Here is a 13,004-nt window from a genome sequence, read left to right on the forward strand (position 1 = left end):
GTGGATTAGCCCAAGCCTTCGTCGGGATCAACCCGCTGACTGCGCTTTGTCGCGGCGTTCTCCTCTGCGCCGAGTTCGTCCTCCGGGCCGGTCTGGGGACCCGGCACGCGATAGTCGCCGCCGAACCAGCGCCCGAGATCGACATCGGCGCAGCGTTTCGAGCAGAAGGGCCGTGTCTGCGGCTGCGTGGGACGCCGGCAGATCGGGCAGGTGGCGAGGGTCTGGCTCATCGGATGGACTTTCGCGAATCGAGCCGCCATTGCAGTGGCGGCAACGCAGGATCGACAGCCGCCTCGATGTGCAGGCCGCAAAGTCGTTCGGCGTCGCCGCGCGCGACGGGCGCGTGGTCGAGTTCGGCGGCGAGATCGGGCGACAGCACCAGCCGTGTGTGCTGCGGATCGGCCAGCCAGCTGCGCAGGGCGGTGCTGATCGCCCAGATCGGCAGTGCGTGCAGCTCGTGCAAGGGGGGACGGACACGCGGGCGCTGGATTTCGGCGAAACCCAGCCCGCTGAAGCCGACGAACCGGGGCGCGAGCGGGTCGCGGGTCAGCGACTCGGCGATCAGCGGGGCGAGGGCGGGCCGCTTGCGCTGCGCCATCCCGGCGAGATCGATGACGATGGCCCCCGACAGGTCGCGCAGCCTGATTTCGTGTAGCAGGGCCGGCAGCGCGTCGCGATTGGCGGCGAACTGCGCCGTCGCCTTGGCGGCACGCGCACCGGACGACGCGCCGGTGTCGAGATCGATCGCCACCAGGGCAGGGGTGGGTGTTATGGAGGCGACCAGACCGCCCGGCAGCGCGATCACGGGAGCGGACAGGCGCCCGATCGCCGTATCGAGCCAGGCGGCGCGGGGAGATCGGTCATGGACGACCCGTTCTGCCCAGATGGTGCGGGCGCGTGCGGCATGATGGATGTCGTCGACATGGATCTTCGCCTCAGGCCAGGCCGCCGCGGCGAGGGCGAGGGCATCCGTTCCGCGCCGGACGAGACCGGGCGGGGCGTCGAGACAGTCCGCCCGGGTCGCCTCGTCGAGGCGGGCCGTCACGCGTGGACCCTTGCCGCCCATGGCCGAGCGCACGACCCTGACCGCGATCGATGCCCCCTCGACGGCGGCATCGACCATGTCGCGATCCGGCAGGAACCCGTCCGGCGCGTCGCCGAGGACGACGAACGCGCCGCCGAGCGCGGGCAGGATGGCGCCGATCCGGGCGTGATACAGATCGCCGACGCCGTCGGGGCGGTCGGGACAGTCCAGCCGGTAGTCGTGTAGCCTGCCTTCGGCGGCGACCGCGACCTCGATCGTGCCCGGACCGGTGCGGACCAGAATTTCGGTCAAGCGAGCAGGTTCGCGCCGCGCAGCAACTGCGCCGTCTCGAACAGTGGCAGCCCCACCACATTGCTGTAGCTGCCGGAGAGGAAGCGAATCAGGGACGCGGCCGCGCCCTGGATCGCATAGCCGCCGGCCTTGCCGTTCCATTCGCCCGACTCGAGGGCCGCGTCGCGCTGGGCGGCGCTCAGGCGCGCAAAGGTGACGGCGCTGTCGACCAGGCGTTCCGCGAGCCCGCCATCGGGGCGCCGCAGCACGACCGAGGACAGCACGTGATGCCTGCGTCCGGACAGCAGGTCGATCATGCAGCCGGCATCGTCACGGTCGCGCGGCTTGCCCAGGATGCGGCGGCCGACGGCGACGGTGGTATCACAGGCCAGCAGGGCGAAGGCGGTTCCGGCCGCCAGCTCGGGGGCTTCGAGCGCGCGTTCGATCCCCGCCTGCGCCTTGGCGCGCGCGATACGACGGACATAGTCGCGCGGCGATTCGTCACGTCCCGGCGTCTCGTCGATGTCCGGGCCGAGGACCAGGGTCGGGACGATGCCGATCTGGGCCAGCAGTTCGCGCCGTCGCGGCGAGGCCGAGGCCAGCACGAAGGCGGCCGGCATCTGCACGGCCACGGACCGCTTACTTGAACCGGAAGGTGATGCGGCCCTTGGACAGATCGTAGGGCGTCATCTCGACGTTTACCCGGTCGCCGGCCAGCACGCGGATGCGGTTCTTGCGCATCTTGCCGGAGGTATGGGCGAGAATCTCGTGGTCGTTGTCCAGTTTCACCCTGAACATGGCGTTGGGCAGCAGCTCCATGACGGTGCCGCTGAACTCGATCATATCTTCTTTCGACATCTTGCCTCTTGCGTGTTCCGTCCAGGAACCCGAGTGTTGCTGGTCCGGCCTGTGCGCGACCGACGGTTGCACCCGAAACGGACGGGAACGGGTCTCGATATCGCGATGACGGGCCGGAACATGGTCAGTCGCGCGGTTCAGGTCAAGTCACACGGCGAGATGCCGCAGCCGACCTACAGCCGCGGTGCGTTCGCAGACAGCCGCCGCGCGATGCTCTCGGCATGGGCGTCGAGCCCTTCGGCGCGGGCGAGGGCGACGGCCTGCGGGCCGATCGCGGTGAGGCCGGCCTCGCTCGACTCGATCCAGGTGGTGCGCTTGAGAAAGTCGAACACCGACAGGCCGGAGGCAAATCGCGCCGTGCCGCCGGTCGGCAGAACGTGGTTCGGGCCGGCGATGTAGTCGCCCAGCGCCTCCGGGCACCAGCGGCCGAGAAACGCGGCACCCGCATGGCGGATGGCGCCGAAGAAGGCGCGGGGGTCGGCGGTCATGATCTGCAGGTGTTCGGGGGCCAGCCGGTCGCTCAGCGCGGCTGCGTCCATGATCGTCGGCACCAGGATGATCGCGCCATGATCGCGCCAGCTCGCGCCCGCGATGGCGGTGCGCGGCAGGCGGGACAGCTCGTCGGCGACCGCGGCGGCGACACCGTCGGCCAGTTCGCGCGAATCGGTGATCAGGATGGCGCGGGCCATTTCGTCATGCTCGGCTTGGGCGAGCAGGTCGATCGCCACGTCGCGCGGATCGCAGCCGCCATCGGCGACCACCACCACTTCCGAGGGGCCCGCGACCGAATCGATGCCGACATGGCCGAATACCTGCCGCTTGGCCTCGGCGACGAACGCGTTGCCGGGTCCGACAATGCGGTCGACCGGGGCGATGGTTGCGGTGCCGAAGGCGAGCGCGCCGATCGCCTGCGCGCCGCCGATCCGGTAGATCTCGCTCACCCCGGCGCGGCGTGCGGCGGCCAGCACCAGCGGGTTGAGCGCGCCATCGGGGCTGGGCACGCACATCGCCACCCGGCTCACGCCGGCGACGCGGGCCGGGATGGCGTTCATCAGCACCGAGGACGGGTAGGAGGCCTTGCCGCCGGGAACATAGAGGCCCACCGCATCGAGCGGCGTCCAGCGCATCCCGAGGCGCAGGCCGGCCGGATCGTCGAGCTCGAGATCGGCGGGGAGCTGGGCACGGTGGAAGGTCTCGATCCGGGTCGCGGCGAGGTCGAGAGCGTCGAGCAGGGCGGGGGCCACCTCCTCGATCGCCGCATCGATGGTGGCCGCGTCGATCCGCAGGCTCGCCGGGACGAGATCGAGACGGTCGAAACGGGCGGTATAGTCGCACAGCGCCGCGTCGCCGCGGGCGCGGATGTCGGCGAGGATGGCCGCGACCGGCTCACGCACGGACTCGGTCGACAGGTTGGCGGTCGCCAGCACGGCCTCGAAACCGGCGGCGAAATCGGGGGTGCTGGAGTCGAGAAAGCGCATCGTGACAGGCTTTCAGGCGGCGCGCGCTTCAGCGCGCCGGGCGATCGCGGCGCGGAAACGGGCGATCCAGGCGCCCACCGCCTCGGGGCGGGTCTTGAGTGCGGTCCGGTTGACGATCAGCCGCGAGGTCACGTCGGCGATGGTTTCGACCTCGCGCAGCCCATTGGCGCGCAGCGTGCTGCCGGTCTGCACCAGATCGACGATCAGCCGCGACAGGCCCAGCCCGGGGGCGAGTTCCATCGCACCGTTGAGATGCACGATCTCGGCATGGATGCCGCGGGCGGCGAAGTGCCGCCGGGCGATGTTGGGGTATTTGCTCGCGACCCGGATGTCGGACCAGCGCGACGGGTCGCCGAGGTCGACGCCCTCGGGGGCGGCGACGCTGACCCGGCAGGCGCCGATGCCGAGATCGAGCGGTGCGTAGAGTTCGGGGTAGTCGAACTCCATCAGCACGTCGGCGCCGCAGATGCCGATCTGGGCGGCACCGAAGGCGACGAAGGTGGCGACGTCGAACGAGCGCACGCGGATCACGTCCACCGACGCATCCGAGGTGCCGAAGCGCAGACGACGGCTGCTCTCGTCGAGACAGTCGGGATCGGGGTGGATGCCCGCACCGGCCAGGATCGGTGCGCATTCCTTGAGGATGCGGCCCTTGGGCAGGGCGAAGACCAGCCCTTCAGCGCCGGGAACGGGGTGGCGTGTCACGAGGCGCGCTCGATGTCCGCTCCGACGCCGGAGAGCTTGCGCTCGACTGCCTCGTAGCCGCGATCGAGGTGATAGACGCGGTTGAGCACCGTCTCGCCCTTCGCGGCCAGCCCGGCGAGGATCAGCGAGAACGACGCGCGCAGATCGGTGGCCATCACCTGCGCGCCGGAGAGTTCGGGTACGCCGCGGATGATCGCCGACGAGCCGTGCACGTTGATATGCGCGCCCATCCGGTTGAGTTCGGGCACGTGCATGAAGCGGTTCTCGAAGATGGTCTCGGTCATCATCGACGCACCCTCGGCGACGGAGAGCAGCGACATGAACTGCGCCTGCATGTCGGTCGGGAAGCCGGGATAGGGCTCGGTCATGATGTCGACGCCGCGCAGGCGCCCGGCGCGGCGCACCAGCAGTGCGTCGCCCTGCTGCTCGGTCTCGACGCCAGCCTCGTTGAGCACCCGGATCACCGCGTCGAGATGGTCGGCACGTCCGCCCAGCAGGCGTACCTCGCCGCCGGTGATGCCGACCGCGCAGGCATAGGTGCCGGTCTCGATACGGTCGGAGATGATGGGGTGGCGCGCGCCATGCAGCGCGGGCACGCCGTCGATGACCAGCGTGTCGGTGCCGATGCCCTCGATGCGCGCGCCCATCGCATTGAGGCAGACCACCAGATCGGTGATTTCGGGCTCGCGCGCGGCGTTGACCAGCTCGGTGCGGCCCTTCGCCAGCGAGGCGGCCATGATGATGTTCTCGGTCGCACCCACGGACGCCACCGGCAGCACGTAGCGCGCGCCGGTCAGCCCGTTCGGTGCGCGGGCATGAACATAGCCGCCGCTGAGCTCGATCTCCGCGCCCAGCGCCTCGAGGCCCTTAAGATGCAGGTCGACCGGCCGGGTGCCGATCGCGCATCCGCCAGGCAGCGAGACCTTTGCCTCGCCGCAGCGCGCGACCAGCGGGCCGAGCACCAGGATCGAGGCGCGCATCTTGCTGACGATGTCGTAGGACGCCTCGGTGGAGGTGATGTCGCCGCCGACCGACAATGTGTAGGTGGGCCCGGAATCGAGCGTGTCGGTGGCCAGGCCCAGGCTGGCGAGCAACTCGACCATGGTGGCGATGTCGGCGATGCGCGGCGTGTTGGTCAGCACCAGGCGCTCGGAGGTGAGCAGCCCGGCGCACAGCAGCGGCAGCGCGGCGTTCTTTGCGCCGCCGATCTCGATGTCGCCGGCGAGCGTGCGCCCGCCGCGGATGATGAAGCGGTCCATCCGTCCGGTTCGTCCTTCTGGTGCAGCCGGGTTCAGGTTGTCGAACATGTCACTCAGAGCCTCGGCATGGTCACGCCGTGCTGGCGCATGTACTTGCCCGAGCGGTCGGCATAGCTGGTCTCGCAGGGGCCTGCGCCCTGGAGAAACAGGAACTGGCAGATGCCCTCGTTGGCATAGATCCGGGCCGGCAGCGGCGTGGTGTTGGAAATCTCGATCGTCACCTGGCCCTCCCATTCGGGTTCGAGGGGTGTCACATTCACGATGATGCCGCAACGGGCATAGGTCGACTTTCCAAGGCAGATCACCAGCACGTCGCGCGGGATGCGGAAATACTCGATCGTGTGCGCCAGCGCGAAGCTGTTGGGCGGGATGATGCAGACCGGTCCGGTGCGGGTGACGAAGCTGTCCGACGAGAAGTCCTTCGGGTCGACGACGGCGGAATCGACATTGGTGAAGATGCGGAACTCGTCGGCAACGCGGGCATCGTAGCCATAGCTCGACAAGCCGTAGCTGATCAGCCCCGAGGCGCGCTGCGCGGTCTCGAACGGGGTGATCATCTGCTGCTCCTGTGCCATGCGGCGGATCCAGCTGTCAGGCATCACGGGCATGGCAAGGCGGTCCTCGGCGGCAGGGCTGTGTCTGAGTCTGGGGCTCAGGGACCGGATTCGGTGCGCGAGCGTGCCTGCTGTTTGCGACGGCGCAGGTTGGCGCGCAAGGCGGCGGCCTGGCGCGCCTCGCGCTCGGCGCGGGCCGCGGCGGCGCGCGGCGTCTCGGCCGGCTGCTTCGCCGGCTCCTGTCGATCGTCCGCGGCGGCAGGGGTCTGGAGCTCGTCTGGCGGCACGGCGGATGGCCCCGGATGCGGAAAGAGGAGCGCCTGGTGCTGCTGGTGAGGATTGAACTCACGACCTCTCCCTTACCAAGGGAGTGCTCTACCACTGAGCTACAGCAGCGTGACCGGCTTCGGGGGCGCGGTGTAGCGATGTTTGCCTTCGATGACAAGCCATCCTGCGCGCCATTTCCACCGCACCGCGAGCGAGCCTCAGGCCGGTTCTCCGAAGCGCTGGGGCAGGCCCGCGTCGACAGCCTTTCCGCCTGGTCGTGCGGCCTGCACCGCAGCGAGCAGGGCGCTGCGCCCGTAGGGTTTCGACAGCGCCACCGCATCGGCAAGCGCGCCCGGCTGCCGCGCCTCGACGGCACCGGAGGCGAACACCACCCCGAGCGATGCGTGCTCGCCGCGCAGCCGCCGGGCGAGATCGGGGCCGCTGAGGCCTGGCAGGTTGATGTCGGTCACCAGAATGTCGGGTCTCGCCGCGGCGGCGAGCCCGATGGCGTGCTCGGCGGTGTCGGTCTGGTCGACGACATAACCGGCCTCGATCAGCAGCTCGGTGGCGTTGAGGCGGATCAGCTCGTCATCCTCGACCAGCAGCACCCGCGGCTGGGCGGGCCGGTCAGGTTTCGGCATGTCGAGCAGCTCGCGCAGGCGATGGGCCAGCGAGTCGCGGGTGTAGGGCTTCGACAGCAGTTCGACCCCGGCATCGAGCCGCCCGTCATGCATGATCGCGTCCGCCGTGTAGCCGGAGGTGAACAGCACCCTCAGCCCCGGCAAATGCTGGCGGGCGAGTCGCGCCAGTTCGGGACTCTTGAGGCTGCCCGGCATCACCACGTCGGTGAACAGCAGGTCCACCCGTAGTCCCGACTCGATCAGGGCAAGGGCGCGCCCCGCATCGGGCGCCTCACTCACCCGATAGCCGAGCCCTTCGAGCAGGGCGACGACGGCGATACGGACCTGTTCGTCGTCCTCCACCACCAGGATATGCTCGCTGCCGCCCGGGGAGGGCGACGAGGCGCCGGCAGGGCGCTGGACCGGTTCCACGGGTTCGGCGATCTCGGCGCCGCGCGGCAGGCTGAGCTGCACGGTGGTGCCGAGCCCTGGTTCGGAGAAGATCTGCACCCGACCACCGGATTGCGTCACGAAGCCATAGACCATCGACAACCCGAGGCCGGAGCCCTTGCGCTCCGCCTTGGTGGTGAAGAACGGCTCGCAGACCTTGTCGATGATCTCGGGGGCGATGCCGCTGCCGGTATCGCTGACCGCCAGCCGCACGAATCCGTCGCCGTCATGGTCCAGCGACAATTTCAGCCTGCCATGCCCCTCCATCGCATCGCGTGCGTTCAGGGCAAGGTTCAGCAGCGCGTTTTCGAGCTGGGCGGGGTCGATCAGGCAGTTCCACTGATTTGCGTTGGCCGGTGCGGGCATGTCGATCTCGATATCGGCGCCGACCGCCCGGCGCAGCATCTCGTCCATGCCGGACAGGAAGGCGGCAAGGTCGACGACCCGGGGTGCGAGCGGCTGCCGCCGCCCGAAGGCCAGCAGCTGCGCCGACAGCCGGCTGCCGCGCGCCACACCGGCCAGCGCGTTCGCGACCCGCCGCTCGGCGCGCGGATTGCCGGCGATGTCATGGCTCAGCAGTTCCAGATTGCCGGCGATGACCTGCAGCAGGTTGTTGAAATCATGCGCCACGCCGCCGGAGAGCTGGCCGATCGTCTCCAGGCGCTGCGCATGCGCCAGCGTCGCCTCGGCGCCTCGGCGCCTCTCGATCTCGGTCAGCACCCGCGCTTCAAGCGTCTCGTTGACTTCGCGCAGTGCGGCCTCGGCGCGGCGCTGCTCGGTGATGTCGGTGTGCACGCCCACCCATTCGACAATGGCCCCCGCATCGTCGAGGATCGGCAGGCTGCGGACCAGGAAGGTGCGCCAGCCGCCGCGGTGGTCGCGGATACGGTGCTCGAAGACGAACATCGAGCGCGCTGTGACGGCTCGCTCCCACGCCTCGATGGTCGGCTGCGCATCGTCGGGGTGCACTGCATCCGCCCAGCCATAGCCCTGATATTGCTCGAAACTCTGTCCTGTGAGCTGGGCCCAGGCAGGCTGCTCGCCGAGCATTCGGCCATCGGCGGTGTTGGTCCACAGCACGCCGTGCATCGCGCGCATCGCGGTGCGGAAGCGGGTATTGTCGCGGTGCTCCTCCTCCAGCACGCGAAGCGTGTCCTCGATGTCGACGGCCAGCACATGCGCGCCATCGATGCGGCCCGCCTCGTCGTAGCTGGGCATGAAGTGCAGTTCGAGCCGGCGCCGGCGCCCCGTGTGGTCGGGCAGGACCGCGCGTGTGACCACGGTTTCGCCCGCCATCGCGCGGTCCGCCAGCACGCGCCGCTCTTTGAACGCGGTTTTGCCGATGACGTCCTCGACCTGCATGCCGATGAGCCGGTCGGCGTCGATCCCGTACCAGGCGGCGCCATAGGCGTTGACGAAGCGGTAGCGATGCGTCCGGTCGACGCGGATCACCAGATAGGGCAGCACGTCCGCCATCGCCTGCAGCTCGGCGCCGCGGCGGGTGAGGATCTTCTGCGCCCGCACGCGCTCGGTGATGTCGAGCACGGTGCACATCACTCCGCCGATACGGCCGGGCGCGGTGTAGATCGGGGTGAAGAACAGGTCGCACACGCTGCCCTCCGGCGCCCGCTCCCGGTCGAGCATCAGCGCATGTTCCCGCAACAGGAGCGCCTCCCCGGCGAGACTGCGCTCACGCAGCCCGGCAAACAGCTCGGCGAGTTCGGGCCAGACGGTGCCGATCGTGGCGCCGAAGGCGGCTGGGTGGCGTCCACCGGCGAGCGCGGCAAAGAAGTCATTATAGAGAAGCACCGGATCATCGACGCCCCAGACCAGAAACTTGGCGACAGGCGAATTGACGACGTTCGAGACGGTGGTGCCGAGTGCGGGCGGCCAGCAGCCGATCGGGCCGAGCGCGCTTGCCGACCAGTCGTGCCCGCGGGCCAGCGCCGCACAGGAGCTGTCGCCCGGGGGCCAGGCCGCAGCGGCTGTCTCGGTCTCGCGCAGCCGTTTCAGAGCGGCGGCGAGCAGGCTGTCGAGATCGCCGTAGCTGCCATCGGCCAGCCGGTCGGTCACGAACTGTGCGACGTCTGCTGGTAGGTAGGCGGGCAGGCGGGCAGGCTCAGGCATGCGGGGCTCGGTCAGTCCGGTGCGGTGGCACGAATGGTGACATGGCCGGGTTAATCGGCGGTTATTCTTCGCTGCAATTCAACAGCGCTTGATCGGGTATGCCCGGCTCAGGCGACGATGTCGCCTTCGTCGTCGTCGTTCGTGGTCATGGAGCGGATACCATCGATCGTCGCGAGACGGGTGAACAGGCCGGCGAGCATGGCACGGCCGCTCAGCTGCATCTCGACGGCGACCAGAGTGCGGCCGGGGGGCGGATCGGCGTCGGGGTCGGTCGAGGTTTCGCCGATGCTGACGCGGTCGATGCGCAGTCCGGCCTGGGTGCAGGCGACCAGGACATCGCGCAGCAGGCCGCGACCGTCTTCGTAGACGATCCGGATGTCATGCCGTGTCCGGCCCTGCCTGCCGCGCAGACGCTGCAGCAGCCGCGGCAGCAGCAGCATGATGACGAAATAACTCGCGGTCGTGGCGATCGCCAACGCCAGCAGGCCGGCGCCGCAGGACATGCCAATCGCCGCGGTGAGCCAGACCGAGGCCGCGGTTGTCAGGCCGCGTACCACATCGCGCCGCATGAAGATCACGCCGCCGCCGATGAAGCCGATGCCGGAGACGATCTGCGCTGCGATGCGTGAGGGATCCAGCACGACCGAACCGGCGCGCAGGATGTCGGTGAACCCGTATTTCGACACCAGCATGAAAAGAGCCGAGGCGATGCCGACCAGCGCATAGGTCCGCAGACCGGCACTCTTCTGGCGCAGCTCGCGCTCGAAGCCGATCAGTCCCGACAGCACGAAGGCCAGGCCGAGTTCCGCCAGTTGATACCACCCCTGGCCCGTGGCTCCGATCATGGTTGCCCGACCTACTCGCCCTGGGTGGGGCGACGATAGAAGGCGATGAACATGTCGGCCGCCGCGTTGGCCACGTGCCGCAGGGCGGCGTCGGATTCGTCGCGCGGGAGCTGCAGGCGGGCGCAGACCACGATCCGCGTGTGCAGCAGGGCGAAGAACTGGTCAGCAGCGAAGATCGGGTCGGCGACTGAAAGCTCGCCGGCCGTCACCTGGCGATCGATCCAGGCCACCAGCGTCTCGCGCGCGCGGCGCGGCAGGGCGTCGAAGAAGATCTGTGCGAGATGCGGGAACTGTCCGGCCTCGCTGACCACCACGCGATACAGATCGAGCGAACGCTGCGACAGCATCTTGCGCAGCACCCGCTCGCCGATCGCCACCAGCGCCTCGCGTGGCGGCAGCGTGTCGATACCGTCGAAGAGCTGCGGCAACATGCCCTGCGCCATCTCGCCCACGAAGGCGGCGAACAGGTCCGACTTGCAGGCGAAATAGTTATAGAGTGTGCCCTTGGAGACGCCCGCGCCGGCCGCGATGTCGGCCATGCTGGCGCCCTCGTAGCCATGACGGGTGAACAGGGCGGCCGCACCTTCGATGATCTGGCGGCGCTTCTCGGCGGTCGCGTCTGCTGCCTTGTTTCTCACGCTCCTGGCCTTCCCGTCCGCACTCCGTTCCCGGACATCCGGACAGATTGACGATCCGGGCAAAGCGGGTAGCTTGTCAACGCTGACCGAACGGATCGGTCATTTTATTTCCGCCGGCCGCAGCGTTCGGCTTCAGGCTATGTGACGGGCAATATCTTCGGGAGACCGGTCGTGGTGACCAAGCACAAGCGGGAACGCCGGATCGGATCCTGCGCAGGGCTGCTGGCAGGCGGAGCCATGCTGGCGGGTTGCACGGTGGGCCCCGATTTCGTCGCCCCCAAGCCGACGGCGCCCGTGGACTGGAGTTCGCAGAATGGCCGCCTCGCCCCGGCGGGTGCCGCGAGCCTGCTGACGGCGCAGCCGACGCCGATCGCCTGGTGGGACAGTTTCGGCGATCCCGAACTGTCCGCACTGGAACGGCGGGTGGCGGCGCAGAACTTCGATGTCCGCACCGCGACCGCCCGCCTGGCCGAAAGCCGCGCCCAGCTTCGCATCACCAATGCCGATGCCTATCCGATGCTGAGCGCCGGCGGCGGCTACACCCGTCAGCAGATCAGCAGCAAGCTGATCCAGCGCGGGCTGACCGACAATCTGCCCGATCAGGTCGGCAGCACGTCGCTGTCCGGTTTCAAGGGGGAGGCTGGATCGATCCAGGTGCCGCCGATCGACCTGTTCAAGGATTCTGTCGACGCGTCCTGGGAGCTCGACCTCTGGGGACGGGTGCGGCGCGGCAGCGAGGCGGCGCAGGCGACGCTGGAAGCCAGCGAGGACGATCGCCGTGGCGCGCTGGTCAGCGCGCTTGGCGAGGTGGCGCGCGACTACATGACCCTGCGCGGCCTGCAGGCACAGCTCGCGCTGCAGCAGACCAATCTGCAGACCGCGCAGGGATCGCTGACCATCGCCCAGCAGCGCTATCAGGGTGGCCTCGCCTCGGAGCTCGATCCGGCCAATGCGCAGGCGCAGGTGCAGATCACCGCCGCCCGTGTGCCGCAGCTCAAGGCGCAGATCGACGGTCAGGTGAACGCGCTCAGCCTGCTGCTCGGTGAGGCTCCGCAGGCGCTCGCAGCCGAACTCGATACGCCGCGCCCGGTGCCGTCGGTTCCGCCGGCGGTTCCGGTGGGCCTGCCGTCGACCCTCGCCGCGCGTCGTCCCGATATCCGCGCCGCCGAGCGGCAACTGCATGCCGCAACTGCGCAGATCGGGGTGGCGGTGGCGAATTTCTATCCGCAGGTGACGCTGTCGGGCTCGGTGGGGACGATGGCGCTGTCGCTGCGCGATCTGCCGTTCTGGTCGGCGGCGGCCTACAGTTTCGGCCCCCAGATCACCATTCCGCTGTTTCAGGGCGGCAAGCTGCGCGGCCAGCTCGACCTGCGCCGCGCGCAGCAGGTCGAGGCGGCGATCAATTACCAGAAAACGGTGCTGAGCGCCTTCCACGACGTCAGCAATGCCATGACCAGCTACCAGGCCGAACAGGTGCGTCGTGCCAGCATCGCTGCCTCGGTCAATGCCGCGCAGACGGCGATGCGGCTTGCGGCCGAGCAGTATCGTGGCGGGCTGGTGACCTTCCTCGACGTTCTGAACGCCGAGCGCACGCTGCTCGACAACCAGCAGCAGCTCGCCGACAGCGACACCACGCTGAACAACGACCTGGTTGCGATCTACAACGCGCTCGGCGGCGGGTGGCAGACGAACTTTCCCGCGTCGCAGACGGTGAAGACGGCGCAGCGCTGAGCCGGGACGGTTTTTTACGACAAACCGGTGACGGCGTTGTTGACACCCCGGTCAGGCTCCCTTATATCCCCGTTCACCGCGGCGCTGAGGGTTTCTAACCTCTTGGAAACGTTGGTTTTGTTCTTTTGACAATTGCATCGGATGGGAAGGGATATGC

General features: G+C 68.9%; 13 protein-coding genes and 1 tRNA gene. 1 reads left to right on the forward strand and 13 read right to left on the reverse strand.

Translation table 11 applies throughout. From position 1 onward, the window contains the following. Positions 1-5: 5 nt before the first annotated feature. From FHR90_RS14860 to FHR90_RS14920, 13 genes are all read right to left on the reverse strand, one after another. A complete protein-coding gene (locus FHR90_RS14860; protein WP_176623377.1) occupies positions 6-230 on the reverse strand; it encodes a DNA gyrase inhibitor YacG in 225 nt (74 codons plus the stop codon). Beyond that, entirely contained in the window at positions 227-1,336 is a 1,110-nt protein-coding gene (locus tag FHR90_RS14865) for a ribonuclease E/G (RefSeq protein ID WP_176623379.1), read from the reverse strand. The genes FHR90_RS14860 and FHR90_RS14865 overlap by 4 nt, the downstream gene beginning before the upstream one ends. Continuing rightward, complete coding sequence (locus tag FHR90_RS14870; RefSeq protein WP_176623389.1) at positions 1,333-1,935, reverse strand: Maf family protein; 603 nt, start codon at positions 1,933-1,935, stop codon at positions 1,333-1,335. Before FHR90_RS14870 ends, FHR90_RS14865 begins: the two co-directional genes overlap by 4 nt. Positions 1,936-1,954: 19 nt before the next feature. Continuing rightward, positions 1,955-2,173 carry a translation initiation factor IF-1 gene (infA, locus tag FHR90_RS14875; protein WP_176623381.1) on the reverse strand — a complete coding sequence of 73 codons (219 nt, stop codon included), beginning with the start codon at positions 2,171-2,173 and terminating at the stop codon, positions 1,955-1,957. A 173-nt stretch (positions 2,174-2,346) separates the two neighbouring features. Beyond that, on the reverse strand, positions 2,347-3,651 hold the full coding sequence (gene hisD, locus FHR90_RS14880) for a histidinol dehydrogenase (protein ID WP_176623383.1): 1,305 nt from the start codon (positions 3,649-3,651) through the stop codon (positions 2,347-2,349). Between the two features lie 12 nt (positions 3,652-3,663). Continuing rightward, entirely contained in the window at positions 3,664-4,356 is a 693-nt protein-coding gene (gene hisG, locus FHR90_RS14885; protein ID WP_176623385.1) for an ATP phosphoribosyltransferase, read from the reverse strand. Continuing rightward, positions 4,353-5,615: a UDP-N-acetylglucosamine 1-carboxyvinyltransferase gene (gene murA / locus FHR90_RS14890; protein WP_176623391.1), complete on the reverse strand. Its 1,263-nt coding sequence runs from the start codon at positions 5,613-5,615 to the stop codon at positions 4,353-4,355. Before murA ends, hisG begins: the two co-directional genes overlap by 4 nt. A gap of 53 nt (positions 5,616-5,668) precedes the next feature. Beyond that, complete coding sequence (gene dcd, locus FHR90_RS14895; RefSeq protein ID WP_176623387.1) at positions 5,669-6,223, reverse strand: dCTP deaminase; 555 nt, start codon at positions 6,221-6,223, stop codon at positions 5,669-5,671. Positions 6,224-6,267: 44 nt separating this feature from the next. Next, positions 6,268-6,456 carry a hypothetical protein gene (locus FHR90_RS14900; protein WP_183275485.1) on the reverse strand — a complete coding sequence of 63 codons (189 nt, stop codon included), beginning with the start codon at positions 6,454-6,456 and terminating at the stop codon, positions 6,268-6,270. Positions 6,457-6,490: 34 nt separating this feature from the next. Beyond that, positions 6,491-6,565 (reverse strand) — tRNA-Thr (locus FHR90_RS14905). An 89-nt stretch (positions 6,566-6,654) separates the two neighbouring features. Then, positions 6,655-9,633 (reverse strand): PAS domain-containing protein, encoded by a 2,979-nt coding sequence (locus FHR90_RS14910; protein WP_183275486.1) that lies wholly within the window; start codon positions 9,631-9,633, stop codon positions 6,655-6,657. A gap of 107 nt (positions 9,634-9,740) precedes the next feature. Then, a complete protein-coding gene (locus FHR90_RS14915; protein WP_176624511.1) occupies positions 9,741-10,478 on the reverse strand; it encodes an MgtC/SapB family protein in 738 nt (245 codons plus the stop codon). A gap of 11 nt (positions 10,479-10,489) precedes the next feature. Continuing rightward, a complete protein-coding gene (locus tag FHR90_RS14920; RefSeq protein WP_176624513.1) occupies positions 10,490-11,116 on the reverse strand; it encodes a TetR/AcrR family transcriptional regulator C-terminal domain-containing protein in 627 nt (208 codons plus the stop codon). 174 nt (positions 11,117-11,290) lie between these two features. Between FHR90_RS14920 and FHR90_RS14925 the strand changes: the two genes are divergently transcribed. Continuing rightward, positions 11,291-12,847 (forward strand): efflux transporter outer membrane subunit, encoded by a 1,557-nt coding sequence (locus tag FHR90_RS14925; protein WP_183275487.1) that lies wholly within the window; start codon positions 11,291-11,293, stop codon positions 12,845-12,847. Positions 12,848-13,004 lie beyond the last annotated feature (157 nt).

The sequence above is a fragment of the Endobacter medicaginis genome (assembly GCF_014192375.1).
GTDB lineage: Bacteria > Pseudomonadota > Alphaproteobacteria > Acetobacterales > Acetobacteraceae > Endobacter > Endobacter medicaginis.